General features: G+C 52.8%; 22 protein-coding genes and 1 tRNA gene. 4 read left to right on the top strand and 19 right to left on the bottom strand.

What is annotated here, in order from left to right; translation table 11 throughout:
* Positions 1–909 precede the first annotated feature (909 nt).
* Together MKX70_RS12195 and MKX70_RS12190 are read right to left on the bottom strand one after the other, a co-directional pair.
* Positions 910–983: transfer RNA gene (locus MKX70_RS12195), tRNA-Arg, on the bottom strand.
* A 292-nt stretch (positions 984–1275) separates the two neighbouring features.
* Complete coding sequence (locus MKX70_RS12190) at positions 1276–1632, bottom strand: hypothetical protein (protein ID WP_042239036.1); 357 nt, start codon at positions 1630–1632, stop codon at positions 1276–1278.
* A gap of 149 nt (positions 1633–1781) precedes the next feature.
* Here MKX70_RS12190 and asnB point away from each other — a divergent pair, with 149 nt between their 5' ends.
* Together asnB and MKX70_RS12180 are read left to right on the top strand one after the other, a co-directional pair.
* Positions 1782–3626 (top strand): asparagine synthase (glutamine-hydrolyzing), encoded by a 1845-nt coding sequence (gene asnB / locus MKX70_RS12185; protein ID WP_340840082.1) that lies wholly within the window; start codon positions 1782–1784, stop codon positions 3624–3626.
* A gap of 130 nt (positions 3627–3756) precedes the next feature.
* Positions 3757–4569, top strand: coding sequence for a CPBP family intramembrane glutamic endopeptidase (locus MKX70_RS12180; RefSeq protein WP_340840081.1), 813 nt, complete (start codon positions 3757–3759; stop codon positions 4567–4569).
* A 212-nt stretch (positions 4570–4781) separates the two neighbouring features.
* On the opposite strand, the gene MKX70_RS12175 is transcribed toward MKX70_RS12180, so the two are convergent.
* The 11 genes from MKX70_RS12175 to MKX70_RS12125 all read right to left on the bottom strand — a co-directional run bounded on the left by MKX70_RS12175 (position 4782) and on the right by MKX70_RS12125 (position 17720).
* Positions 4782–5780 (bottom strand): glycosyltransferase, encoded by a 999-nt coding sequence (locus MKX70_RS12175; RefSeq protein ID WP_340783004.1) that lies wholly within the window; start codon positions 5778–5780, stop codon positions 4782–4784.
* 330 nt (positions 5781–6110) lie between these two features.
* A complete protein-coding gene (locus tag MKX70_RS12170) occupies positions 6111–7304 on the bottom strand; it encodes a glycosyltransferase family 4 protein (RefSeq protein ID WP_340840080.1) in 1194 nt (397 codons plus the stop codon).
* 103 nt (positions 7305–7407) lie between these two features.
* The gene (locus MKX70_RS12165) at positions 7408–8883 is read right to left on the bottom strand and encodes a serine hydrolase domain-containing protein (protein WP_340840078.1); all 1476 of its coding nucleotides are present in this window, start codon (positions 8881–8883) and stop codon (positions 7408–7410) included.
* Positions 8884–9307: 424 nt separating this feature from the next.
* A complete protein-coding gene (locus MKX70_RS12160) occupies positions 9308–10144 on the bottom strand; it encodes an aldo/keto reductase (protein WP_042239048.1) in 837 nt (278 codons plus the stop codon).
* 207 nt (positions 10145–10351) lie between these two features.
* Positions 10352–10810: a cupin domain-containing protein gene (locus MKX70_RS12155; protein WP_042239052.1), complete on the bottom strand. Its 459-nt coding sequence runs from the start codon at positions 10808–10810 to the stop codon at positions 10352–10354.
* A gap of 143 nt (positions 10811–10953) precedes the next feature.
* On the bottom strand, positions 10954–11889 hold the full coding sequence (locus tag MKX70_RS12150) for an SPFH domain-containing protein (RefSeq protein WP_152679743.1): 936 nt from the start codon (positions 11887–11889) through the stop codon (positions 10954–10956).
* The gene (locus MKX70_RS12145; protein ID WP_042239055.1) at positions 11889–12323 is read right to left on the bottom strand and encodes an NfeD family protein; all 435 of its coding nucleotides are present in this window, start codon (positions 12321–12323) and stop codon (positions 11889–11891) included. The genes MKX70_RS12150 and MKX70_RS12145 overlap by 1 nt, the downstream gene beginning before the upstream one ends.
* Before the next feature lie 302 nt (positions 12324–12625).
* On the bottom strand, positions 12626–14551 hold the full coding sequence (locus tag MKX70_RS12140; RefSeq protein WP_340840077.1) for a glycosyl hydrolase family 18 protein: 1926 nt from the start codon (positions 14549–14551) through the stop codon (positions 12626–12628).
* A 462-nt stretch (positions 14552–15013) separates the two neighbouring features.
* A complete protein-coding gene (locus MKX70_RS12135) occupies positions 15014–15655 on the bottom strand; it encodes an XTP/dITP diphosphatase (RefSeq protein ID WP_076248390.1) in 642 nt (213 codons plus the stop codon).
* 1 nt (position 15656) lies between these two features.
* Positions 15657–16415, bottom strand: coding sequence for a ribonuclease PH (rph, locus tag MKX70_RS12130; protein ID WP_042239062.1), 759 nt, complete (start codon positions 16413–16415; stop codon positions 15657–15659).
* A gap of 192 nt (positions 16416–16607) precedes the next feature.
* Positions 16608–17720: a GerMN domain-containing protein gene (locus tag MKX70_RS12125; protein ID WP_340790137.1), complete on the bottom strand. Its 1113-nt coding sequence runs from the start codon at positions 17718–17720 to the stop codon at positions 16608–16610.
* A gap of 261 nt (positions 17721–17981) precedes the next feature.
* Between MKX70_RS12125 and MKX70_RS12120 the strand changes: the two genes are divergently transcribed.
* Positions 17982–18581 (top strand): phosphatidylglycerophosphatase A family protein, encoded by a 600-nt coding sequence (locus MKX70_RS12120; protein ID WP_042239065.1) that lies wholly within the window; start codon positions 17982–17984, stop codon positions 18579–18581.
* Positions 18582–18624: 43 nt separating this feature from the next.
* A complete protein-coding gene (locus MKX70_RS12115; protein ID WP_340840076.1) occupies positions 18625–19446 on the top strand; it encodes a hypothetical protein in 822 nt (273 codons plus the stop codon).
* Between the two features lie 139 nt (positions 19447–19585).
* On the opposite strand, the gene MKX70_RS12110 is transcribed toward MKX70_RS12115, so the two are convergent.
* The 6 genes from MKX70_RS12110 to MKX70_RS12085 form a co-directional block, all read right to left on the bottom strand.
* Positions 19586–20158 (bottom strand): TetR/AcrR family transcriptional regulator, encoded by a 573-nt coding sequence (locus MKX70_RS12110; protein WP_042239072.1) that lies wholly within the window; start codon positions 20156–20158, stop codon positions 19586–19588.
* Between the two features lie 573 nt (positions 20159–20731).
* Positions 20732–21733, bottom strand: coding sequence for an MBL fold metallo-hydrolase (locus MKX70_RS12105; protein ID WP_340840075.1), 1002 nt, complete (start codon positions 21731–21733; stop codon positions 20732–20734).
* Positions 21734–21772: 39 nt separating this feature from the next.
* Positions 21773–22507, bottom strand: a complete 735-nt coding sequence (locus MKX70_RS12100) for a class I SAM-dependent methyltransferase (RefSeq protein ID WP_340840074.1) — start codon at positions 22505–22507, stop codon at positions 21773–21775.
* Positions 22508–22738: 231 nt separating this feature from the next.
* Positions 22739–24442 (bottom strand): glycoside hydrolase family 13 protein, encoded by a 1704-nt coding sequence (locus MKX70_RS12095; protein WP_340840073.1) that lies wholly within the window; start codon positions 24440–24442, stop codon positions 22739–22741.
* A gap of 46 nt (positions 24443–24488) precedes the next feature.
* A complete protein-coding gene (locus MKX70_RS12090; RefSeq protein ID WP_340782985.1) occupies positions 24489–24638 on the bottom strand; it encodes a hypothetical protein in 150 nt (49 codons plus the stop codon).
* 242 nt (positions 24639–24880) lie between these two features.
* Positions 24881–26125 carry a BclA C-terminal domain-containing protein gene (locus MKX70_RS12085; RefSeq protein WP_340840072.1) on the bottom strand — a complete coding sequence of 415 codons (1245 nt, stop codon included), beginning with the start codon at positions 26123–26125 and terminating at the stop codon, positions 24881–24883.
* Between the last annotated feature and the right edge of the window lie 200 nt (positions 26126–26325).

The raw sequence follows: 26325 nt of genomic DNA, 5'->3' as shown, positions 1-26325 counted from the left end.
GCATAGTTCAAGTAGGGCTTATAGTAGATAACTGTACTCATTGGGTGTAAATGATGTTGGTACTTGGGGATCGCTGTAGGCGAGCAGGAATTTGGGTTTGAGTAACAATAGTCTAGCGGATCGCTCTACAAAGAGTGACTTGAATGCTCAGACAGCAGGGATTTCAAGGATAATTGTCTGCACTGTACAGACGAAATATTCTGCTTAGCTATGCGGACTCAGATGACGCTATTTGGTGAAAAATCCTGTTTTTCTGACCGATACGGACTCAGGGGCCCTTATATTGTACTTTGGAGCTCAAAATGAGGGGAAACGGGTTAGTTAACGGCATCTGAGTCCGCATGGATTGCGAAATGATGTGATCCGCCGAAATAAGAGCACCTCAGTCCGCAACGCTGCTTCTATACGTGATGTTCTCGCTTCAAAGTAATCCTCCGGACGACAAAACAGCCTTCCCGAAGGAAGGCTGTTACTTGACGTCCCGGAAGGGATGCAGCCATACTTCGGCTGATTGCGAAGCGAATGCTCACGAAGCGTATGCTCCAACGTCCCCGGCTGACGCCTAGGGTTCTCATCCTCCGGACGACAAAACAGCCTTCCCGAAGGAAGGCTGTTACTTGACGTCCCGGAAGGGATGCAGCCATACTTCGGCTGATTGCGAAGCGAATGCTCACGAAGCGTATGCTCTAACGTCCCCGGCTGACGCCTAGGGTTCTCATCCTCCGGACGACAAAACAGCCTTCCCGAAGGAAGGCTGTTACTTGACGTCCCGGAAGGGATGCAGCCATACTTCGGCTGATTGCGAAGCGAATGCTCACGAAGCGTATGCTCTAACGTCCCCGGCTGACGCCTAGGGTTCTCATCCTCCGGACGACAAAACAGCCTTCCCGAAGGAAGGCTGTTACTTGACGTCCCGGAAGGGATTCGAACCCCCGACCGTGCGCTTAGAAGGCGCATGCTCTATCCAACTGAGCTACCGGGACAAATGAAGAAACATGCTATAAAGATCATATGTATTAATGCAACGTTATTTATTATACCTGATTCACAGAATTTATCAAGACTAAACTCTCCCAGCCGGCAAATGAGGTCCCCTACACCCCACCGTTGAGGCCACTTCTGAGCGATCCAGTGGATGTCCTGATATACGAACCCCAATAAAAAAGAAGCCTCCCGCATCCTGAATGCGGCAAGCTTCCTGCTCTATGGTCCATCCTATAGGTTATTGGTTGGTGATCGTGCAGTGAATCTTCGTTGCAAGAGGTCCCGCCGGAATCAAGAGTACTGCCTGAAATGTTCGCCCAGCTGCTTCTTCAGCTCTCCGAAGATCAGCAGCTCGCGCTGAAATTTGGACCGTTCATCTTCCGGACTCATTACGGTGCTGCCGGTGAAGCCGCTGACCGTCACGTCCTTAAAAGCATCATGCAGATTGTTATCGAACCAATCGGTGGCGGTGTCCGCGTCGTTCGTCAATATACGGACAATTTCGTATCCCTCCTCGCGCTGGTCCTCAACAATATACACCAAAAGTGCGGAATCGCCCACAGCTCCAGGCAATACGCCAACCTCTGCACAAGGTGCTCCGTCATACTCGGTCATTCTGCGGATTTTGGCGTCTTTAATATAATACACTTGTCATCCATCCCTCCTGGCAAATTTCCCTCTCCCCTAGTGTTCGGATAAGGACATACATTTTATCCCTTCAATCGGCATATATCTGTATTACTTGGCAAAAAAGAAAGGACAGACAACAATCGCACAAAAGAGAGGATGAACCAGACATGTGCGGAATAACCGGATTTGTCCAGTGGCGCGGTGATCTTACAGGGCACTCGCAACTGCTTGTCAGAATGACTGAAACTTTAGCGAACCGCGGACCGGATGCAGCCGGAACCTGGATTTCAGGACCCATTGCCTTCGGACACCGCAGACTCAGCGTCATTGATCCTGAGAACGGCGCACAGCCGATGATTGCCCGCCATGACGATAAGGTGTATGCAATTGTGTATAACGGCGAGCTATATAATGCCCCTGAGCTCAAAAAAGAGCTGAAGCAGCGCGGCCATCATTTCCTCACAGAATGCGATACTGAGGTACTCCTGCATGCCTATATCGAATGGGGACCGGACTGCACGGAGAAGCTGAATGGTATCTTCGCTTTTGCCGTCTGGGACAGCTTGCGCGATCAGGTATTCCTCGCCCGTGACCGCCTGGGCGTGAAGCCTTTGTTTTACAGCCAAGTGGACGATGTCTTCGTATTCGGATCTGAACCCAAGGCGCTGCTCCAGCATCCCAAAGTCCAGCCGAAGGTTGGACCGGAAGGCCTTGCGGAGGTTTTCATCATCGGTCCGGCCCGTACACCGGGACATGGTGTATACAAAGATATATTCGAGCTTCGTCCAGGTCATGCCATGATTTACAGCCGCAGCGGCATCCGCACTTATGCGTATTGGAAGCTGGAGAGCGACCAGCACACGGATAACGTGGATGAAACTGCAGCCCGGGTGCGGGAATTGCTCCAGGATACGCTGGAGCGCCAGCTGGTATCCGATGTTCCAGTCTGCTCCCTGCTCTCCGGCGGACTCGATTCCAGTGCCTTGACTGCGCTCGCCGTAAATTATTACAACCGGACCGGCCAGGGCCGGATCGATACCTTCTCTGTAGATTATGTAGACAACGATAAGCATTTCAAGAGCCATGCCTTCCAGCCCGGAGCAGACGGCCCCTGGATTCAGCGGATGATTGATGAGCTGAACACGAACCATCACTTTGTTGCTTTTGACACTCCAGAATTGGTAACGGCACTCGACAACGCCCTCTACTCCCGTGATTTGCCGGGTATGACCGATGTGGATTCCTCACTTTATTTATTCTGCCAGGAGATTAAAAAGAAGGCGACTGTCGCTATCTCCGGCGAAGCTGCGGATGAAATTTTCGGCGGCTACCCCTGGTTCCACCGTGAGGAGATGCTGTCTTCCGGCACCTTCCCCTGGTCGGTAGCACCCAAGATGCGTGCAGGTCTATTGTCACCGGAAATGAATGAGTGGATACGTCCGCTGGAATATTTAGGTGACCGGTACAGCGACGCCGTGGCTGAGGTGCCGAAGCTTGACGGTGAGACCGGCAAACAGGCACAGATGCGCGTGATGTCCTATCTCAACATTACCCGCTTCATGCCTACGCTGCTGGACCGCAAGGACCGGATGAGTATGGGTGTGGGCCTGGAGGTCCGTGTTCCTTATTGTGATCACCGCCTGGTGCAGTATGTATTCAATATTCCCTGGGAGATCAAGACCGTAGGCAACCGTGAAAAAGGCATTCTGCGCAAAGCGCTCGAAGGCGTGCTGCCGGATGATGTCCTCTACCGCAAAAAAAGCCCGTATCCCAAAACGCATAATCCCGCTTACCTGAATCAGGTGCGTTCGCAGATGCTGGGCATCCTGGATGATCCTTCTTCTCCAATCCTGCCGCTGATTGATCCGGCCAAAATCCGGGAAATCGCCGCCTCGCCGGAGTCCTCCAGCAACCTGCCGTGGTTCGGCCAGCTGATGTCCGGCCCGCAATTATTTGCTTATCTGGCCCAGGTGAATCTGTGGCTGCGGACCTATAATGTCTCCATCGGCTGATACAGTTTCAGGACAACGTCAAATTATGGGGATTCCGTCTGGAATATTGTGATCCTTGCCACAGACCAAATGGAGCATAACCTCTACAACTATAGGTGAAGTATATCCTACAACTTAGGGGTTTTATCCAATGCATTCCTTAGTCAAATCCGATTCTTCCTCTACAAAAAAACTGATTGTTTTTATCCTCGTGACCTTCGGCTTCACCTGGCTCTGCTGGCTGCCGCTCCTGCTTAATAAGCAGTTCGAAGCCGGCTTGCCGGTATTGCCCGGACAATTCTATCTGGGATCCTTCGGACCGCTGCTTGGTACATTGGCCAGCTTAAAGCAGCCTGGAGATGAGGGCTTTGCCGCCTGGTGCAGAACTGCATTTTCGCTGTCTTTCCCAAAGAAATGGCTGATATTGGCTGCAGGACTGCCGCTTGCATATGGAGCGGTAGCCATTCTGGTGCATACCTTAATTACCGGCCATCCGCCGGATATGCGACAGTTCGGGCTCACCTCCGATCTTCCTCCGCAGTTTGGCATCTGGATGACCTCGCTCGTGTGGATGCTCACCTTCGGGATCGGGGAAGAGAGCGGCTGGCGCGGCTACCTGCTTCCGCAGCTGCACCAGCGCTACTCGCTGTTCACCTCCGCCCTGCTGGTTGCTGTGATCTGGATGGCTTGGCATCTTCCGGCCTTCTGGTTCAATGAGAGCTACCTGGGTATGGGCTTCGGTGTGCTGGGCTGGGCGATCAGCCTCACCTACGGTTCGGTCGTTCTGGCCTGGATCTGCGCCGGAAGCCGCTGGAGCATTGTTCCGGTGATTGTGTGGCATGGCATCTTTGATCTGCTGACAGCCAGCGACCAGGCAGCCGAGATTATGGCTATGGTCTGCAGCATGCTGGTCATCATCCACGGTATTCTGCTGATGAAGATACTGGGCAAACGCAGAGCATAGCAAACTGCCGTGGTTCGGCGAGCTGATGTCCGGCCCGCAAAGATTTGCTTATCCGGTCCAGGCGGATCTCTGGCTGCGGAAGCAAATGTCACCACCACCTGATCATGCTTATTCTGTATCCCGCCCGGGCCGAGTGCTTCACTGCTTATAAACAAAGCCGCCCAGACCCGGATCTATTAGGGTCTGAGCGGCTTTTCGAGCATGACATAATATTAGAGCAATTCCTGTTCATATATAGCCTGCAGCCTGCTGCCGATCACCTTTAGATCGTTATCCAGCACCACTTGATGGCCGTTCTCTGTCAGACTGGGTAATCTCCGTTCTGCGATTGCCGCAATTTTATTCCGGAATTCTTCGTTCGTCCTGCCCTTATAGACCGTTTCATCCGCTGTCAGCCACTCTGAATAGATGGGAATATCCCGGATCAGGATGGGAATTCGGCTGGCCAGAGCCTCAAGCAGCACAATCCCCTCTGTCTCCTCATGACTTAAGAACAGAAACAGATCGCTTCCGTTATAAGCATCCTTTAATTCCTGCCTGTCCACATATCCGGGAAAATGGAGGTTCGGCAGTTTGCGGAAAATCGCCTTCTTTACCTCCCTCGGTATAATGTTCAGATTGGTATAGCCGAACCAGTAGAACTGGTATTCCGGCATCTGCTCCGCAAGTGCCACGAAATCCAGAATTCCTTTGCGCTTAATATAATGCCCTACGGAGATAACGGCTTTCTCGTCAGGCCTCAGCTTGTATTTACTGCGGAATCTGGAGCGCGACGCCTCATCCGGCTTGAAGAACTCCGTATCTATACCGTTGGACAGGCTGTAGATAGGACGCTTCAAGGCATAGCCCTCCAGCAGTTTTTCCGAATAACCCGTCGGTGTAATGATGATGTCACCGCTGTTGTAACAGAGCTTAATCCACAGTTTAAACAACGGTGCTACCAGGTTGGAGCCGCGGAAAGAGTTGCGGAAATCCTCCATCGTGGAATGTGCATAATACACTACCTTTTTGCCTTTCCGCTTCGCCCGTCTGCTCATGAGCAAGGAGTCCGGGAAAATCGTGTTCAAGTGAACCACATCATAGCTTTCCTTGGCATTCATTGTGCTGGGGATATTCATCATTTCCAGAGTTTTTTGCTGATGGCGTATGGCTTGTCCGATACCGCTTGCTGCTACCAGCTTCAGCAGCCCCGAATAGATTAGAACCTTCATGATCGTATCCCTCACCCGTGCAGCAGTGCCATGATATTGTGGGATAGCAGACTTAGCCCAAAGCTGTAGAGTGCAATGGCTATAGGTTTCCCGAATATGATAACTGCCGTGGATTTTTGTAAAGTCATCTTGGTTGTTCCTGCCATGTAGCATAAGAAATCATCCGGTGCGACGGGCAGAAAAATAGCGATCGTGACATTTTATCAAAGTTCTTATTGTTCTCCGTCCAACTCATATATTTACGGTACAGTTGGCGCCGAAACGGGCGAAGAAGCCCTGCAGCGCAGTTTCTCAGTAAAAAATTCTGGCCTGCACCTCGGGAGACTGGATTTAGCGGACTGGGGTCATGACAAAACAGGGTTCAAGCTCCTGTGGTGCTTCGGTTACAAGCTTCGTGTAGGTTTCCTCTATCTTGGCCGCAAAGGCTGCGGAGGAATAGTTGTTTACAGCATGAGTTCTGGCATTTGCAGATAATTCCCTGTACCTTTCCTCACTCTCAAAAATAGCATCCAGCTTCTCGCAAAACTGTTCGAAGGACGTATATTGCCAGCCGTTCACACCATCGAGTATGACTTTGTCCAGACAAGCGTCCTTCCTGCACAGCGCCGGCACACCGCTGGCCAGGGCTTCGACATAAGTAAGCCCCTGGGTCTCGCTCTGGGAGGCACTTACAAAGATATCGCCCATGCGGTAGTAGGCAGCCACTTCCCCCGGTGGAACCATTCCGGTAAAAATAACCTTGTGTGCCACGTTCCTTGCCTGGGCAAGGCTCTCCAGATTCGCGCGGTCGGGTCCGTCCCCAACAACGAGGAGCGTAATCCTGCTGTTATTCATTCTAGCCACAAAATCTATGATTTCTCCCAAATTCTTCTCTTGTGCCAATCTTCCTACAAACAGAAGTACCTTATCTGTAACGGGAATGCCAAGTCTTCGTCTGGCCGCTTCTGTCTCAGCCTGCTGCACAGGCAAGTCAAAACACCCTAGATCTATGCCTGTAGGTACGACCCTGATATCTTGGGTTACCCCATACTCCTTGAGCAAGGTGAATACCTTCCCGGTCGGTGCAATCACACACTGTGTCCGCTTCAGGATGTTCCTGGAGAATGCTGCGACCAGTGCCTTGCCCCACTTCTCATTCAGCAGGAAATAATGAGTGTAGTCTGCATACACCGTATGATACGTATGGACAATGGGAATATTCAGCTTTTTGGCGATTCTGCGTGCCATGACAAACGTACTAAATTCACATTGGGAGTGAATGATCTCCGGCTTCCACCCCGTCAATTCCTCCATATACTTACTTGCCAGGGCTGTTCTGAACCGTGCTCCAGGATAGATCATTCCAGCCCCGAGCGAGCCGATATAGGTGATGCCATTCTTGCAGTAGGATAATCCATTCTCAGAAAGTGTTAATACCCGTACCTCATGACCCAATTTCATAAGCTCTCTGCGCAGGTTTACTACTGAGGTTACAACTCCATTTACAACAGGCTCATACCAATCAGTCGTTATAAGAATTCTCACAGGTAGCTCTCCTCTGCCTTCACTGCATGTGAAACCTAATTACAGGGACAACTTTTCCTTTTTTTGGCTATTTATATTGTATAATAGTTTTATTAATTTTCTCTTAACAGTTTATAAACGGGGTATTAACATCTCTGTTTCCCGCTGCACTATATTCTGAAATGTTAAGCGAGACGTTGATATTGAATCTGACAAGGAGCTGGTCGTCTGTAAATCCTATTATGTATGTGACCATGTACGGGGTTTCGATGTAGAACAGCGTAAGCTTAAGGGTCTCCTCTGCCAGCCAGCTAGCGTAAGTGATTACCTGTTGCCGGTGCAAAGCGAGGTCTTTATAGAACACATCCTCAGCGCATACCGGCTTGGTGAGATCGAAGGGCAGCACATTGTCCCGTTCATCCCCGTATACCATTTGAAGCGTGATCTTCAGCTTGTTCTTTACAGTAAAAGTAATCCTCTTCAGCCCATGGGGGTTATCGCTGATCAGATATGTGCCGCCGAAACCGGTAACCGGCCATTTCCCGGGAAACGCCGGCTGCAGCACAGGTAAGGCTGAAGTGCTCCAATCGGACAGCAGCTTCTGCAGGCTGGCTTGATGCCCGGAATCCGGCAGCAGGGCCGGGCCAAGCGCATCGAAAATATACTCAAAGACCAGATCCAACAATACCTGCAGGCGGCTCATATTCCCGAAGCCGGCGGTTGCTGCAATGACAATATTCTGCTCCGGAGCCACCAGGCATAACTGGCCAAAAGAGCCGTCCCCCCGGTAGCAGCCTCTCCGGCACAGATGGAACTGGTAACCATAGCCCTGCGCAGAGTCGATCCTTTCCACTCCTGCACGGTTATCGCTCTGCTCACTGGCCGCCCGTTCTATGTACTGCGCTGATACGATTCTACGCCCGTTATATATTCCTTTGTCCAATAGCATCTGGCCGAATTTGGCTATACTCTCTGTGGACAGACTGAGTCCCATCCCGCCTGCCGTAATGCCCAGTGGACAAGTCTCCCACGAAGGCCGCGGGATATCCAAGGGTTCAAACAGGCGCGGCATCAGATAATCGGTCATCTTCTGCCCGGTGACCCGTTCGATAATGGCCGCCAGCATATAGCTGGAGGGGGTACTGTAGCGGTAATAGCTGCCGGGCTCATGCTCTACCTGCTGTGCGAGAAAAGCGGTGATCCAGTCCTGCTCCTTCACCACAGCCGGATAAATATCGCAATGGTGGCCCGCATTCATCGAGAGCAGATGGTGCACAGTCATGTGCACCAGATTAGGCGTCACAACCTCCGGCAGCTTGTCCGGGAAAAAGGAAATCACCGAATCCTCCAGCTTCAGCAGCCCTTCGTCCCAGGCAATGCCAGCCGCTATGGAGGTAAAGCTCTTGCTTAGCGAATACAGCAGCTGCGGGGTTCCCAGGCGGTAAGGCATCCGGGTAAATTCAGCGGTGACCTTGCCGCCCTGCAGCAGCATGAAGCTGTTAACCTCAAGCCCCTGTTCCCTGACCTCCATGAAAAAACGACTTAATGCCTGCGAAGATAATCCGTGATTCTCCGGTAGATCTCTGGCGATGTCCGTCATACTTATCCTCCTGTTCAATTCTTTCTGCTTTTATCATAGAAGCTGGAACAGCGGCTGTCGATGCGCTTTAAGCGCCTAGTAACTTGGCGGATTATCGCCAAACGCAAAGAGCAGATCACCCGAAAGGATCTGCTCTTTGCGTTTATGGCTTTACGCCTCCACCTATATAGATTGCACTGAGAATAAGACAATACAAGATGAAAGTACGGAGGGGAATTTTGGAACTGTAGGAGCGTCAGCGACCGCCTGGAAGCTTTCCGAAGGAAAGCTCGCAACGGAAGCATAAGCTGTCCCCGGATTTCCACCGCTTATAGCGGTAACAATCAAGAAATCCGGGAACAACAGCGGCCGGAAGTCCAAATATTCACCGCAGTTACGACCAACATCTAAATTGTAAACTGTTCTTCGTCAATCTATCTCAACCTCAGAAATTGAAATTATCCGGGTCCGGGCCAAAACGGTGATTCTGATTCAGGTCCTCAATAGCCTTGACATCGTCATCGCTGAGGGTGAAATCGAAGAAGCCGGCATTCTCGATGATCCGCTCAGCATGCACCGATTTCGGAATCGTGATGACACCCTGCTGCAGATCCCAGCGCAGGACAATCTGCGCCACGGTTTTGCCGTACCGCTCCGCCAGCTCCTTCAGCAGCGGCACATCCAGGTTCCCCTGCATCAGCGGGCTCCAGGCTTCCAGCTGAATGTCATGCTCCCGTGAATATTTAAGCAATTCACGCTGGGTCAGCAGCGGGTGGAACTCGATCTGGTCTACGACAGGCACAACTCCGGTATCATCGATGATATCCTGCAGATGATGGGTCTGGAAGTTACTGACGCCGATCGATTTGACCAGGCCTTCCTTTTGCAGATGAATCAGCGCTTTCCAGGTCTCTTTATATTTGCCGGCAACCGGCCAGTGAATAAGGTACAGATCAATCTGCTCCAGACCCAGCTTCTTCCGGCTGACTTCAAAAGCCTTCAGCGTAGATTCATAGCCCTGATCAGGATTGCGCACTTTAGTGGTAATAAACAGCTCTTCACGGGGTACCCCGCATTCACGAATGGCTTGTCCAACGCCTTCTTCATTGTTGTACCCGGCTGCCGTATCAATGCTGCGGTAACCGGTCTCCACGGCAGCTTTCACTGCCTGGATAACTTCATCGCCATCCTGGGTCTGCCATACGCCAAGACCCAGCCAGGGCATGGTCACTCCGTCGTTCAAGGTAGGCCCGCCTGTAAATGGTGCGTTCAATTGACTCATATGTTTACCCTCCAAGCCTAATTTGAGTTCATCAAGCATCCTTAACCTTAAAAGCGCCTTCATAATCATCCAAAATCAGAATCAGTATAGAAGATCGGTGAGAAGCCGCCAAAAGTGACAGAAGAATGTCTGATCATCGTTGGCTGCTTCGGATACAAAAATGGAGTACAGCCTATCCTACGGCTGTACTCCATTTCATTCCTGCCCTTATTTCTTGTCAATCAGCTTGAAATCATCAAAGTGGAACTCCGGTGACACGATGCAGGAGACCAGCACCGGCTCTTCACCGAGCGGACGGGCTGCCTGCCATACTCCTGCAGGGATGACTACCTGCGGCTGCTGGCCTGCGGCGATGTCCAGCCCCAGAATCACTTCCGTCACGTTCTCCGGCTGTTCACCGCTGCCCCCCAGGCTAAGCACAATCGGACTGCCGGAATGATACAGCCAGATTTCGGAGGACAGCACAGTGTGCCAATCTGAAGTCTCGTCAGCATGAAGCAGGAAATAAATCGAGGAAGCTGAAGCACGCGGCCCCGAATAGCTTCCGCCCAGAGTCTCCTTAGGAATCTCGAAGGATGAATTCCAAAGTCTCTTGTACCATCCGCCTTCAACATGCGGCTGCAGCCCCAGCGTTTCTACGAGCGGTGAAATCTCTTTTTGCGTCACAGTATCTTCTCCTTAAAGTTTTGCGTAGCAAAACTGTCTTCGTAAGCATAGGCTTAGTTTTGCGTAGCATGCTTCGTAAGCATAGGCTTAGTTTTGCTTTTAACTTTAACGGAATGTGCCGCAATTGTAAAATAGCCCTGCGCTTATTTGCCGTCCTTGCTTGCCTTGAATACTTCTGCAATAGCTCCGAGACTGCCAAGCGTTTCAACTGCACTGGTCGGCAGGAACACTTTGTTTGCAGGTCCCTTGGAGATTTCAGTCAATGCTTCGAAGGACTGATAAGCCAGGACTCTTTCATCCAGTCCTGCACTGGCGATCAGGGCAATCCGCATCTTCTCGGCTTGCGCGACTGCCTCGATCGCCTTGGCCTGGCCGAGGGCTTCCAGCTCCTGCGCCTGACCGAGACCTTCCGCCTGACGGATACGCGCTTCCTTATCCCCCTCAGCCTTCAGGATCTTACTCTGCTTATCCCCTTCAGCGCGGAGGATCATATCCTGTTTGGCGGCTTCCGCCTCCAGTACAATCGCACGCTTGCTGCGCTCAGCCTTCATTTGTTTGTCCATCGCTTCCTGGATATCCAGCGGCGGCTTGATGTCGATAACTTCTACACGCTCAATCCGCACGCCCCATTTCTCAGTAGCTTCATCCAGCGCGAGACGGATATCCGAGGAGATTTTTTCACGGCCGGACAAGGTTTCATCCAGCTCCAGCTTACCGATAATCTGCCGCATGGTTGCTGTAGAGATATTACGTACACCATAGACATAATCGGAAATTCCGTAAGTTGCTTCTTCCGGTCCTACCACTTGATAGAAAATAATCGTGTCGATCTGTACCTGCACGTTATCCTTCGTGATTACCGTCTGCGGCGGTACATTCGCCTGTTGAATCCGCAGGTCATGATAGACCCGCACCTGATCAATTACCGGAATCAGAATATTCAGACCCGGTGTAAGCAGGCGGTTAAATTTACCGAGACGCTCCACGACCCCCACTCGTTGCTGCGGAACAATCTTGATAGTCAGTGCGATAAATACTACGACAACAACAACAATAATTCCGATAATAGCTAACTCCATCAGTACATATCCCCCCATCGTTCTACTTCGATAATTGTGGTGCCTCTTCTAACGACTATCACCTGTTGATCCTTGCCCAGCGCTACTGTAGATGTTGCACTCCATGTATCGCCGCCAACCTTGACCTGCCCGTAACGGCCCGGCTCAATCGGTTCGACAACCAGACCCTTTCTGCCGACAATATCGGTACCGGTATCCTTGAAGCCCCTGGAATTGCGTAATCTTTCTGCCAAGGGTTTGGTGAAAATTGTCAATATCAAGGCCACCAGTGAACCGGCCACCACTTGCAAGAGCAATGCATCCGGGAGCAGAAGCGCGACCCCGCCGGCAACCAAAGCTCCAAGACTAAGCCATAATAAGTAGAATGTGAACGTAAACATTTCTACAACAAACAAGACGCCAGCGGCAATCAACCATAATACCCAAACAACCATCGGTGAATCCACCACCTTCCGCTATATACTACTATAACGAAATAAACGGCATCACGTTTCATAAATAAAATGAAACAGGGACAGCAGCCTGCCTCTTCATTATATTTCAGCTTATGGAAGCTTATGAACGCTGGCAGTACTTCTATGTATTACAACGCATAATTTCCGCCTAAGTATATGTAAACATTTAATTATTCAAACGAAGCAGCGTTGCCGGATCTTGCATGAAGGGGCAGTGCCAGCCTTAAGCCGGCACCGCCCCTTCACGTGAGTTTGCTATTGCTGCCAATACCTGTTCAGGTTCAGTTCAGCTTCCAAAGAGCCGGTGTAGTAGAGGGCTCCCAGCTTACCAGCGAGGTATGTGCCTGCAGACAGGTGTACGATTTCCCGCTGTAGGTTACAACATCACCCGCTTTATAAGCAATTCCGGCAGCCCAGGCTGAGGCACCCGGGGTTGCCGTCACCACAGGTGTGGCGGTTGGTACCGCTGTCGGCGTAGCCGAAGGACTTACAGTAGGAGTGGCTGTAGCAGAAGGCTGCGGCGTAGTGTTGCCGCAAGTGCCGATAACCCTCCAGACTCCGAAGGCACCGCTGAGATCCGGCCGGTCGCCCTGCGTCCACCACTGGGCTTGATAGAGCAGTCCGCCGTAGGAGGCCTGCTGTCCTTGAGTGTAGACAGCGGTTGAATTCCAAGCCGCTGCCGTACATTGGCCTGGCGTTGCAGTAGGTGCAACTGTTGCAGTCGGTGTGGCACTCGGCTTGACCGTTGCCGTAGGTGTAGGCGATGGGGTTGCACTCGGTGTTGCCGATGGTTTCACTGTAGCTGTTGGCGTAGGGCTTGGCGTTGCCGATGGCGTTGGTGAAGGAGTCACCACTCCGCCGCCAAGATCAGCGCTTAGCTTCGTCTGCAGTGTCCGGTTACGATCGCCGCTGGTCTCCCAGAACATGGCTCCGGCAAGGCCTTTGGATTTCAGATAAGTTGTTTTGTAGCCGATGGATTCTACATCATCATAGCTTATAAATGTCTGGTTTGAAGGATTATAAAGATAAGGAACCTTGGAAGTATTGTTCCAGTAGCGGGTATAGCCGTTCTTATTGATATAGTTGGCTTCCAGATCACTGAAATCATAATTTCCCTTCTCCCAGGTGCCTGTGGAGGAGATTCCCGCCGAGACCTGGTACTGGCCATTCCCCGCAGCCGGAGCACCGCCCCAGCCTCTGCCGTAGAACGGCATGCCAAGCACCAGTTTGTTTGCCGGCACGCCGGCACTCAGATAGCTGGTAACCGCTTTGTCGATATTGTAATTCGCCGGTTCGGTCAGCCCCGAGGAGGCTGCAGCCGGATCATAGTAGAGCGGCGCGTTATGGCCGGTAGTCGTGTTCCAGCTTCCGTTGAAGTCATAGGTCATGATATTAATCCAGTCCACCACTGCTGCGATTCCGCTAAGGTCATTGTTCTGGATATAAGCTGGTCCTGCGCCGGAAGCGATGGTGAGAAGATACGTTTTGCCATCGGCAGTTCCTGCAGCATTCAGCTTCTCGCGGATCTTCTGCAGCAGCAGAACATAGTTCTGTTTATCCTCTGCACGGTAGCTGTTGCCCGCCAATCCTCCGCTGACCGGGTATTCCCAGTCCAGATCGACGCCGTCCATCTTGTATTTGAGGATGAAATCTACGGCGGAATTGGCGAATACCTCACGGGTCGCTGCAGTCGCAGCTACATCCGAGAAGCGGTTCGACCATGTCCAGCCGCCGACGGAGATGACTGTCTTCAGGTTCGGATTCTTCTCCTTCAGCTTCCAGAGCTGCTTCAGGTTACCCTTGATCGGGTCATCCCATTTATCATCGCCGAAGCTTTTCTGGGCATCGATCCAGGGATCACCCAGCACAATGGTGCCGTTCGGGACGCTAATTGTCTGGCCTTGCTCGTTCTGACAGGACCAGGTTACCGGATTCGGACCGGTTGGGTCTGGATTGCCATGTATCCCGTTCCAGCAAATATCCGCAAACGCATAGTTGATTACATTCATTTTATTAGGATCAATATCCGTAACATTATACGCCCGCCCGTAAGCGGCCCAGGAAGCATAGTACCCGACAAGCTTGTAATCCGAAGCTGCATTAGCCGTTCTGGTATTTGTACCGAAAGCCGAAAAAAGAGCAAGGAAAAGAACTGCCGCCAAGCCAAGTACAAAGGGTTTACGAGATTTACTTTTGATAAAGACCATTTCGTTATTACCTCCCCGGTTCAATGCGTTACCCAACACAAAGCTTCAGCACTCACCTCCCGGACCCTATTGACCCACACCCTGTTAATCTATTAAATACATAACTAGCAGGCTGAAAGCTATACTCCAGCCCAAAAAAAACGCAGCTAAGCTGCATACCTGCGGATCTCGTGCTCTCTTGAAGGGTGCGTACCTGTAACTATGGCTTATGCTTGTGTAGTAAGTTTTGCGTCATTCAGCTAGGCTGCCTCTGTTTGCAAAACTTGTGAAAGGAATGGGGTAGCGGAAGAATGCAGAATGTTCGAAAGGGGTGAAGTCAACTCTTATTCTCATACAAAGCACGCCGCTGCGCCAGGGGGAAATTTCCATACTGAGGGGGATTATCATCTAATTTCCATAAAAAAATCCGGAAGCCCCGTGCATGTTACGCATGCATGGAGGCTTCCGGATAAGTTGCAGCTTCTATTTCACGTCCCGCTGCGCGGCAGCAAGCTTCTCCGTCAGCAGGCGCAGTGCCGCGCCCCGGTGGCTGACCGCCTGCTTGTCTTCCAGGGTCAGCTCCGCCATCGTCTTCTCAAACTGCGGAAGATAGAAGAGCGGATCATAGCCGAAACCGCCGCCGCCCGCAGGCTCCGAGGTAATCCAGCCTTCCACTGTTCCTTCCGCCGTCAGCTCGCGCCCGTCCGCCGGATCATACAGTGACAGCGCACAGACGAAACGGGCCGGACTGAGCAGCGGCTGGCCGGTATCCTCACCCTGCTTCAGCCTCTCCAGCTCGCTCAGCAGCTTCAGGTTGTTCGCTTCATCATCTGCAGGCTCCCCGGCGTAGCGGGCCGAGTATACTCCCGGACTGCCGTCCAGCGCTTCCACGCATAGACCGGAATCATCCGCGAGCACCGGAAATCCGAGTGCATCCCCTACCGCCCGGGATTTTTTGAAGGCATTCTCGGCAAAAGTCACCCCGTCCTCCACCACATCCGGCAGATCCGGGTAATCGAACATGCTTTTGACGGTGAGTCCAAGGGGAGCAAAAGCGTGCTGGAACTCCCGCACCTTGCCTTTATTCTTCGTCGCGACAATCAGAATCCCGCTGCCGGACTTCATATTACACCTCTTGGCCAGACTGGCCGGAAGGAATTTTGAGCGCAATCGGGCCCAGCACTTCTTGTTGAACGGCGATCAGCTCGTAGATCCCCTTCTCGCCCAGACCCAGCAGCTGGTCAAGCTCCTGGCGTGTAAACGGCCGCTCTTCGCCGGTACCCTGCACTTCAACAAACGCACCGCCGCCGGTCATAACCACATTCATATCAACCTTCGCCTTGGAATCCTCTTCATAGTTCAGATCGAGCAGCGTTCTGTCGCCGACGACACCGACACTGATCGCCGCCAAGTAATCCGTAATCGGAAATACCGCAAGCTTGTGCTGCAGCGCAAGCTTATTAATGGCAAAGGCCATCGCTACAAAAGCGCCCGTAATCGAAGCTGTCCGTGTCCCCCCGTCTGCCTGAATCACATCGCAATCCAGCGTAATACTGCGTTCGCCCAGCGCCTGCAGATTCACTACGGAACGCAGTGCCCGTCCGATCAGACGCTGAATTTCCATCGTCCGCCCGGTAAGCTTGCCGCGTGCTGCTTCGCGCTGGTTACGGGTCTGGGTGGCCCGGGGAAGCATGGAATATTCGGCAGTGACCCAGCCTTTGCCTTGTCCTTTCAGAAACGGCGGAACTTTCTCATCCACGGTTGCCGTGCAGATGACTTTGGTATCTCCCATCTCAATAATGACAGAGCCCTCTGCATATTTATTGGTCCCAGTGGTTATCGTCAGCGGCCGGAGCTGGTCTTCTTGGCGCCCGTTTGATCTCATCTTTTCTGCCTCCTACATCGTATAGCCCTAAGTTTGTGTACACGAATCCATCCCTTATCTTTTACGCAGAAACGGGTGCCGTCCTCTGCTTCAGAGAACGGCACCGCTATTCCTGTCAAGATATCCGGATCAATGAACCTTTATTCTATCAAAGAGTAGGCACAAAAGCATCTTTTAAGCATGCATATCCTTCTACAGCGGCAGCTCGTTCACATATTCCGGTGCCGAGACCGGCTGGCCGTAATCGACATTATTGGTTCCCGTAACTGTTTCTTTACCGTTCAGGCGGATCTGCACCAGGGCATCGTCCGTATTCTGTGCAACCGTCAGCACGACCGATTCGAGCATTTCCTCAGGTACGCTTGTGCTGCCTTCGAACATCTCATCCTTCAGGGAAACGGTAACTACCCCATTCTGGCCTGCTTCCACGGAATCAACCACCGTGCCCTGCGTCATGACCATCTCCAGGCCATTCTCGGACTGTGGACCGGCAATCAGCTCGTTCAGAGCTGCCTTCACCGAATCTCCCCCTGCGGGTACAAAGCGCGTAACCGGAACATAATACTGGTGAATGCCATCCGGCGAAGCAGCAGAGAAGTAGACGGTCACTGCGCTGGAGTTCATCATGAGCGCACTCTGCTTCGGCAGATTAATGCCCATGGCGCGGGACAGCGGCCGATCCAACGGAGTACCCTGCAGCGGCATTTCGGTAAGCTTTTTGCCATCGACCCAGAGCTGTACGCCCTGGATGTCTTCCTGACCCGTCAGGGTCCAAGTGACTGCCTCCAGAATTTTGCGTTCATCCGCCGGATCATAGTCATTGAATGCCGAGTTGAATTCAACGATGGCCACCTTATCCTGGCCGATAGATACATTGTTCACTTCCGTCCCTGCGGGCAGTACACCCTGGAAGCCTTCAGGCAGTACAGATTTGTATGCCCCCTTGCTGACTAGCGCAGTAAGAGAATCCTCCAGCATTGCTGTGCCCCCCCCTTGCGGAAGGGCCAGAGACACCGGTGCCAGCAGGCCGTGCTGATCCTCCAGGAATACGGTTGTCCGTTCTCCAGCCGCAGCGGAGGCTGCCGCATCTTTAACCCCTGCTGCGAGATCACTCTCATCCAGCGAGACCGGTCCCAGCACCCCGGTGTCGAGTGTGCCCTCTCCGCTGACCTGCAGCATTTGTGCTTCAACTTCACCCGGAGGCGGGTCTACCGCTGCCGATTCCGAACCGAACAGACTGCAGCCGGAGAGTATAATCGGAACGGCCAGCAGGCAAGCCGCGGAAACCCCGCGGATGTGTTTCATAGGCTTATTCAATCTTCATTACCCCTTTCAACGCTAAGATCAGTTTGTACTGCTATGTATACGAGCCCTTAGTCCAAAAAATAACAACAGCTTATCCTAAATTGCAGAAGTTCTGTCCGGGTGGACAGATGCAGCCAAAGTCCGGACCGATACGGCCAGACACAGCTCACGAATCCGCTCGGTTCTGGACATCAGCCTGCCGCTTGCGTACAATTTAGTACAAACAGCTATCCTAATTGACTTACGAATGGAGGATTTCTCATGACTGATGCCAAAATCCCTTACAGCCTCAACAGCAAAGCTGTCGCCGAAGCCACCCGGTACTGGCTGCAGAAACGCGGGGTAACCATACTTGAGATTGCCGAGCTTGTCATGCTGCTGCAAAAGAAGTATTATCCGAACCTGACCATGGAGGAATGCGTTCATAATGTGGAGATGGTACTGAGCAAAAGGGAGGTGCAGAATGCGGTCCTGACCGGTATCCAGCTTGATGTACTGGCTGAGGAAGGCAAGCTGTTCGCTCCCCTGCAGGATATGATTGAGAATGATGAAGGGCTGTACGGGGTAGATGAGATTCTGGCGTTCTCCATCGTGAATGTATATGGCAGCATCGGCTTCACCAACTACGGCTATGTGGACAAGCTTAAGCCCGGAGTGCTGGAGCGGCTGAATGACAAGACGACCGGCCAAATCCACACGTATCTGGATGACATCGTAGGTGCCGTGGCCGCAGCTGCCAGCAGCCGCATTGCCCACCGGAAGCAGGCAGAACGTGAACAGGAGCTTGGGCTGCCCCATGCGCCGGAAGATGTTGAAGAAGCCGCGCGGAGAAAGGTTCAGGAGAGTGAGGAGCCGGAGTAAGACGATATTATATTGATTTTATTTTGAAAGGTGCGAAGTATGAATGACCTATTCGTTTGTAGTTGAGCCTGTGTCTGTTCTTGACTTTGACAGTGAAGATGAACTGATTGACCGGTGTAAGGAATGGAATCTCCTGCCCGCTACAGCCACCCGGGTCAAAACTTATCAGTATAAAAGAAACGGCCTGACATTGCCCGTAGAAATTGTAGGGTACGTGGACAGTCAGACCGTGGTGATACAGTTTGAGAATAAACAGCAGCACTGCATACATCCCGCTTATCTGAAAGAAATGCAGACCGCCGCCTTTGGACAACGCACGATAGCGCCAGTTGAAGCTGCTAAGGCGGAAGACTCCGCAGAGATGCCGGAAGAGACTCCGCCAGCGGAGAACATCCCGGAAGAGCAGGCAAGCCCGGCAGGACCGGAAGCAGAAGCAGCAATCGGGGAGATTCCGTCTGCGCCGGACAGCACAGATTCAGCAAAGCAAGAGACACCGGTAGCTCCGCAGAAAAAAGCAGCCGCCTCCAAAAAGAAAGCCGCTGTCCAGCTGCCTGAAGACAAGCTCGTGATTACCGCTAGGGTCAAAGAGTTCACAACCGTCCCCAATCATTTCTCGGACAACGATGATGAAGTTATTATATACGAAGCCGTTTCGGTAGAAGGCCATGACCTGGCGATTGAGGAGGTCTGGTCCAGCCATAGCGCAACGCTGAAGAAGCTGGAGCTTAATACCGGAGATAAAGTATCCTTCGAAGCCAAAATCGTTGCCAAGAAGCTCTCGCAGCATCCGGTTAAATATAAGGTCAACAACCCGTCCAAAATGAAAAAAATCGATCCGGCTTTGCTTACTGAGGATTTACAGTGACCCGATATCCGAATTAGTCGGTATGCTTAATTGCAACTATCACTGAATTCCACTCGGAGCTACTATATCAATTGCTGCATATAAACAGCGGGATGTATTTTTTTCGGAATAATATTGCAACCTACCAGCTTCTACAGATCTATTGCACAGTATCCAGCGGCCGTGGTGCCATTTGATTGCGCTCCATCAGAGCCAGAATGTCTTCGATCATTTCTTTGGCCGGGTATGGCATCGAATGAGTGATCCACCACTCCATAACACCTACTACAGCCGATGCCAGGAATTGGATCAGCATCTCTTTGTTCATCCCTCGGTTCAGTCCGCTCATGTCGATCTGCTCACTCAGACCCTGCAGCAGAATCGCATGCAGACGGGTCCTGAAGGCCGGAACGCCTTTATTGTTAAGCAGTGTAGTGAAGACCCTTGCGTGCCGTTCCAGATATTCGGCTGTGCGCAGCAGCGCGCCTCCGGAGGCGATATGGGCGTTCTCCCCGCCGGCCAGGCAGCTCTCGCACAGCTGCTCCATTTGTGTCTCGATACACTGATCCAGCAGATCGTACTTGTCTACGTAATGGAGATAGATTGTACCTCTGCTTACATTGGCACGCGCTGCGATCTCATTTACCGTAATCTGCTCAAAGTTCTTCTCGGCCATCAGGCTGATAAAAGCCTCAAAAATAGCTTCCCGCGTTTTGCCTATACGTCTGTCCATATGCTTCTCCTTTTCATCTGTCGTCCAGTTGCTTAGTTGCACTTATTATATTTAACAGATGTCAATAAATCAACAAGTGTGCATGTGACACCGTGCTATGCCCTACCACCATACTGCGCTATTGGCGCACAGCGGTTCAGCACAACGGGATACATTGGGCCTGGATACCTTCGCGGTAGCCTAATGTATTCGATTTTTCGCATACATTAGGCCCAGATGTCCACTTCCGGCGGATTTAGAGGGATTTATACCTTTCACTTTCTCCTATCACCCGCTTCCGGTGGATTCAGAGGTACTTCTTGTTCCCACCACTCAGAGTAACTTGGTACTTTTCTAACTAACACCTAAAAACGGGTACCCTCCTTGGCGGATGGTGCCCGTTTCTCTTAAGTATGCTGTATTCTGGTCGTTCTTTGGTATTGGAAGTAGTCGTAATAGTAATAGTAATTGTAGTGGTAGAAGTAGTGGTAACAGGAAAGGGTAAGGTTCCCGCGACTGTTGTAAGAACCGCTTCAAGAGAGTCGGCAACGTACACAGATGGACTTATGTCTGCAACAAGCATCCTATTGCAGCTTATCCGGACACCGCCGCCGTGAACAATATACTCCCGCCGGGGCCGTCCTCCGTCTCGGCCGCCCGCTCCCGGCGCACCAGCTCGGCCAGATGGGCCAGCGCCTCGCTCATCGCGAACCGCATCTGATGCGCGGTCGCGATCCGGCTGCGGAACAGCCCCTCACAGACGGCGAATCCGCTCAGCGGTCCGCCGGCAAGCAATGCGGCTGTTGTATCCAGCCGCTCCTCATGATGCCGGAGCAGGCTGTCCGCCCGCGCCGTGAACCCGCTGAACGGTTCCCGGTGGCCCGGGAACGCCAGCTCCACCTCAAGGCTGCGCAGCTCCCGCAGCCCCTGCAGATACGTCCGCAGCGGCTGCGGATCGCTGCCCGGCTGCAGCCCGACATTGGGCGAAATCTGCGGCAGCACTGCATCGCCGCAGAAGAGTTGCCCGCTGCCGCCGTGGTAGAGCGACACATGACCCGGCGCATGCCCGCCGGTCATTAGTACCTGCCATTTGCGGCTGCCCATCACAAACGGCTCCGCCTCATTGATATAGGTGACCTCCGGCTGCGGGGTCACCTCCGGCCGGAAGCTCTCCAGATGCTCCCGGACGCCCTGAATCCAGACCTCCGGCATGCCGTGCCGCAGGAAAAACAGCGGCAAAGCCTCATCCAGAATCGCCCCGCTGCCCCAGGCCAGGCCGGCTTCAGCATGAGCCCGCTCCGACATCCAGACCCGCGCCCCGCTGCGCGACTGCATCCAGCCGGCAAGACCATAATGGTCGGGATGATGGTGGGTAACGACGATATCCCTCACCTTGGACCAGGACAAATTCAATTCCTCCAGCACACCCTGCCAGGCAAGCTCTGCATCCGGGGTGTGAGGGCCCGGGTCAATCACCGTAACCCTGCCATCCCGGTCAGGCAGAATGTAGCTGTTCACCTGACGGAGCGGCAGCCCCATCGGTACAGATACCTGCAGAACTCCGCCATCCCAAGATTGAATATCCGCCTTGTGCAAAATCCTCTCTCCTCCTCCGGCTCTTCTTCCCGCCGCCATCTAAGGTCTAGCTCCTGTGAAGATCATCCGTGTTGAGGACTCAGCATCATATTTTTCTTCATCGTAGCTGCCATGCACAGCTTCAAGCCGCAGCCCGGCAGCAGCAATCATCTCGCGGAAATTGTCTACCGAATAGAGCTTCACCCGTTCATGATATTTCCGGGGCGGCCCCCCGGCCTTCGAGATCAGAAGGATATCCTTCTTCACGTAACCCTCCTCAATCCGGCGTGATTCATCGATCAGAGTATCCCCATCCTCACGGACAGAGTGGGGTACCAGATGGCGGATGACATAAGCCGGATTCAGAAAATCAATAATAAATTTGCCCTCCGGCTTCAGCATCCGGCAGATTTCCTTCAGCACCTTGATCTGCTCCTCGTCTTCTTCGAAATATCCGAAGGAAGTAAACAAATTGACCACTGCATCGAATCCGCCCCCCAGGGAAAGCTCACGCATATCAGACCGCAGCCAGGTTACGGCTTCCGCACCCGCCTGCGAACGTGCTTCACGCAGCAGCGCCTCGGATAGATCAACCCCGGTCACCTCATAACCGGCCTCCGACAAAGCCAGTGAATGGCGGCCCATACCGCAGCAGAGATCAAGCACCCTGGCATCTCTGGGCAAGTCCAGCCAGCCGATCATCGTCTCCACCTCATGGCGTGCACCGCCGAAGTCCCTGTGTCTATAAACGATTAAATAGTCCTCGCCAAAGCTAGTTTCGTACCACTCACTCATCTCTCTATTACTCCCTCCACAGCCTTTTTCCCAGTACAGTCTTATGCCTCTCTTTAATAACGCTTATTGTACCGTCTTTTACTGTGGAAACAAAGCGTCAGGATCACAATTCAGCCGGAACATAGATTGAATAATTATTTATTTTCGTTAAAAAAAACAGCAGTCCCTGGAGAGCGCTCCCGGACTGCTGTTTGTGTTCTTCAGCCTGCCGACTGCCGAATCCAGTCCAGCCTACGGTTTGCCGCTTAAGCGCTGCAGATATACACGCGCTTCAAACGGACGCAGCTTCAGATTGCGCAGATCATCCTCTTTGGCTGCAGGATAATTAGAGATCAGCAGCTCCTCCTTCTCCGCCGCCTGAAATTCCTCCGGAAGCTCAAATACCGGCTCGCGTTCATAGAAATTCAGAATGACCAGCAGACGCTGGTCCGCAAGCGTCCGGGTATAGGCATAGATCTCCGGATGCTCCTCCAGCAGCAGACCATATTCGCCGTAGACGATCACCCGATGTTGTTTTCTAAGATGAATCAGCTTCTTATAGTAATTGTAGATGGAGTCCGGGTCCTTGACTGCATTAGCCACATTAATCTCCCGGGAGTTCGAGTTCACCCTGATCCAGGGCACCCCCGTCGTAAATCCGCCATCCTCACTATCATCCCATTGCATCGGTGTGCGGGCATTGTCACGGCTTTTCGTATGAATAGCGGCCATAATGTCGGCTTCGGGAACGCCGGCGGTCCGCTTTTCCTCGTAGAAGTTCAACGTCTCTACATCCCGGTAATCATCAATCGACTCGAAGGCAACATTAGTCATCCCAATTTCTTCACCCTGATAAATGTAGGGGGTGCCTTCCAGCATGTGGATGAAGGTCGCCAGCATTTTGGCTGACGGGATGCGGTAGAACAGATCATTGCCGAACCGCGACACTGATCGCGGCTGATCATGGTTGCACAGATAGTTGGCGTTCCAGCCCCGGTTATGCAGAACGGTCTGCCAGTTGCTGATGATCTTCTTCAGCTCGCTCAGCTTCCACGGCACGACATCCCATTTCCCGCTGCCCGGTGAGGCGGCATCCAGATTCATATGCTCAAACTGGAAGGTCATGTTCAGCTCACGGCGTCCGTCGCCGACATAATCCAGCGCCTGCTCCGGCCCGAGGCCCGAGGTTTCTCCCACCGTCATAATGTCGTAGTAATAGAGCACCTGATCATGCAGATTCTGCAGCAGCGTATGCACATGCTCCAGGTTCGAGAACATATCATACGCGCGCACGGTCGGCGTGCCGCCGGGATTCAGGGCATCCGGATAACCCTCGGCCTTCACAATATGGGCAATCGCATCAAACCTGAAGCCGTCAACCCCCTTCTTCAGCCACCACTCCACCATCTCATGCAGCTTGTCGATCACTGCGGGATTCTCCCAGTTGAGATCGGGCTGAAAACGGGAGTACAAATGCAGATAATATTCATCCGTACGGGGATCGAGCTCCCACACCGAACCGCTGAAATAGGATTCCCAGTTATTCGGCGGACCGCCGTTTTTCCCTTTTCTCCATATATAATAGTCCCGTTTTGGATTATCCTTCGAGCTTCTGGATTCGACGAACCACGGATGCTCATGCGAGGTATGATTCAGCACCAGGTCCATCATCAGCTTCATCCCGCGGGTATGCATCTCGCGCAGCAGCAGGTCAAAATCATCCATCGTGCCGAATTCCTTCATAATGTCGCAATAGTCGCTGATATCATAGCCGTTGTCATGGTTCGGTGATTTATAAATCGGGCAGATCCAGATCACATCTACGCCGAGGTCCTGCAAATAATCGAGCTTCGATAACACTCCGCGCAGATCGCCCTTCCCGTCACCACTAGCGTCCATGAAGCTGATCGGATAAATCTGGTAGGCCACGCTCTCTTTCCACCATTTGGGGTTCAATTTAGCTTCCCTCCGCTTCTATTGGTTCCTGCCTCTGTAAGACATATTAATATATCTTAACCAGACCGAAGGAAGAGGATAACAATTTAATCAAAAAGCATGTGCCTACTCCGCCGCATTCATTCCCCGTATGGCTGTCTTCAGCCCGCTCTTCTGCTGAAGCGAAGAAATATAGCGACAGCTCCACTTCGTCCATGGAATATACCTGCGGTTGACGCCCGTTCAATTGCAGCTGAAAATTGCTCTATTGCACTATTCCTGCATCATGCCTTTACGGAACCTCTCTAACTAACGGAGCCTTAGGGTTATAGCTTGCGGCGATACCCTATATTTTGTAATTCCCTGCACAACAAAAAGACAGGATACCCTAGAACCGGTACCCCGCCTCCCTCCAAACCTGTTCTGTAACCCTTCAATTCACTCTGCTTCCTGTTACTGCTAGGCCAGCTGCTTAATTACAATCGACGCATTGACATTCGCTTGTGTTCCGCCGGCCAGTGTCTGCAGTGTGACTGCAGCAGCCGAGCTGTGATTTCTCAGCGTCAGCACATCTCCTGAGGATAGGGCAAAAATGGCCTGCCCGGTATTTTGCTGAGTGCCTGCACCCGAACCGTATACCGTCCCTGGAACCTCTGCGCCGTTCACGAATAAAGCAAACTGGCTTGGCTCCACGCCGGATACCGAGAAATTAACCTCGTATATCCCCGCATTGGTTACCGAAATGGTTGTTGTCCCCGGAGCATGCGTAATCCCCGGCGTAAGAAAACCATTCGTATCAAACGACACATCCGCCTCAATCGGCACAACCTGCGCGCCGAGGTTATATACATAACCGAACTCTGCGATTCCGCCAGCCGCCCCCGTGGCTCCGGTTGCACCTGTTGCACCAGCCGGACCGACGGCGCCCGTCGCTCCTGTTGGACCAGCTGCCCCTGTGGCACCTGTGGCTCCAGCTGCGCCTGCTGCTCCCGCTGGTCCTACTGCTCCGGCTGCGCCTGCTGGTCCCGCTGGTCCCACTGCTCCGGCTGCGCCTGCCGGTCCTACAGGTCCCGCAGGTCCTGCCGGTCCTACAGGTCCCGCAGGTCCTGCCGGCCCTGCTGGACCGACCAGTCCGGCAATTCCCGCCGGACCGATCCCGCCCAGCGCTCCCGCTGCACCGGCCGCTCCGGCGGCACCCAAGGCGCCAGCGACTCCCGCAGTCCCGAGTGCGCCTGTGGCTCCAACTGCGCCTAGCGCTCCAGCGGCTCCGGCCGCTCCCAGCAGCCCGGCGGCTCCTACGGCGCCCAATGTGCCGGTTGCTCCACGGGCACCCAAGGCACCCGCTGCGCCTACAGCGCCCAGCGCTCCGGCCGCGCCGACTGCGCCGAGTGTTCCGGCGGCGCCCGGTGCACCGAGCGCTCCGCCTGCACCTGCTGCGCCAAGCGCACCTGCCGCACCTGCAGCGCCAGCCGCTCCCAGCGCTTCTACAGCTCCGGCAGCACCCAGGGCACCTGCTGCCCCGGCTGCTCCCAGTGCCCCTAATGGAATATTAACGCGTACGATCTGCTTTTTAACAATAATCTTCTTGCAGCTGCATTTGTTGTTATGCAGTTTTCTTTTCGGACGTTTAATTTTTGGCAGCGGGCACTCCAATACATCGTCTTTGCAAATACGTTTTTTTCTCTTAAGTTCCGGACGACCCATAATTAGCACCTCCAATAGACTTTATGTATCCTACTCCGTTTACCCAGATAGGGCATGGACATTCATCCCGTAGGCAAATATTTATTTTAGGAAAAACGGGTTGTTTGTACCGGCCGGACAACCTGATTTCAACCCGGGAGGGCCAAAATTGTTCACCCGCCTTATCACACCCCGTCCACCAAAAACATATACTAATGGCG

Source organism: Paenibacillus sp. FSL R7-0312, from assembly GCF_038004445.1.
Taxonomy (GTDB): Bacteria; Bacillota; Bacilli; order Paenibacillales; family Paenibacillaceae; genus Paenibacillus_AQ.
This window is presented reverse-complemented; position numbering and strand designations above follow the sequence as displayed.

Bases quoted from the DNA above. Each gene is read 5' to 3' on its own strand.
- asnB (WP_340840082.1), top strand. From the start codon at position 1,782: ATGTGCGGAATAACCGGATTTGTCCAGTGGCGCGGTGATCTTACAGGG.
- MKX70_RS12180 (WP_340840081.1), top strand. From the start codon at position 3,757: ATGCATTCCTTAGTCAAATCCGATTCTTCCTCTACAAAAAAACTGATT.
- MKX70_RS12175 (WP_340783004.1), bottom strand. From the start codon at position 5,780: ATGAAGGTTCTAATCTATTCGGGGCTGCTGAAGCTGGTAGCAGCAAGC.
- MKX70_RS12165 (WP_340840078.1), bottom strand. From the start codon at position 8,883: ATGACGGACATCGCCAGAGATCTACCGGAGAATCACGGATTATCTTCG.
- MKX70_RS12160 (WP_042239048.1), bottom strand. From the start codon at position 10,144: ATGAGTCAATTGAACGCACCATTTACAGGCGGGCCTACCTTGAACGAC.
- MKX70_RS12150 (WP_152679743.1), bottom strand. From the start codon at position 11,889: ATGGAGTTAGCTATTATCGGAATTATTGTTGTTGTTGTCGTAGTATTT.
- MKX70_RS12145 (WP_042239055.1), bottom strand. From the start codon at position 12,323: ATGGTTGTTTGGGTATTATGGTTGATTGCCGCTGGCGTCTTGTTTGTT.
- MKX70_RS12140 (WP_340840077.1), bottom strand. From the start codon at position 14,551: ATGGTCTTTATCAAAAGTAAATCTCGTAAACCCTTTGTACTTGGCTTG.
- MKX70_RS12135 (WP_076248390.1), bottom strand. From the start codon at position 15,655: ATGAAGTCCGGCAGCGGGATTCTGATTGTCGCGACGAAGAATAAAGGC.
- rph (WP_042239062.1), bottom strand. From the start codon at position 16,415: ATGAGATCAAACGGGCGCCAAGAAGACCAGCTCCGGCCGCTGACGATA.
- MKX70_RS12125 (WP_340790137.1), bottom strand. From the start codon at position 17,720: ATGAAACACATCCGCGGGGTTTCCGCGGCTTGCCTGCTGGCCGTTCCG.
- MKX70_RS12120 (WP_042239065.1), top strand. From the start codon at position 17,982: ATGACTGATGCCAAAATCCCTTACAGCCTCAACAGCAAAGCTGTCGCC.
- MKX70_RS12115 (WP_340840076.1), top strand. From the start codon at position 18,625: ATGACCTATTCGTTTGTAGTTGAGCCTGTGTCTGTTCTTGACTTTGAC.
- MKX70_RS12110 (WP_042239072.1), bottom strand. From the start codon at position 20,158: ATGGACAGACGTATAGGCAAAACGCGGGAAGCTATTTTTGAGGCTTTT.
- MKX70_RS12100 (WP_340840074.1), bottom strand. From the start codon at position 22,507: ATGAGTGAGTGGTACGAAACTAGCTTTGGCGAGGACTATTTAATCGTT.
- MKX70_RS12090 (WP_340782985.1), bottom strand. From the start codon at position 24,638: ATGGACGAAGTGGAGCTGTCGCTATATTTCTTCGCTTCAGCAGAAGAG.
- MKX70_RS12085 (WP_340840072.1), bottom strand. From the start codon at position 26,125: ATGGGTCGTCCGGAACTTAAGAGAAAAAAACGTATTTGCAAAGACGAT.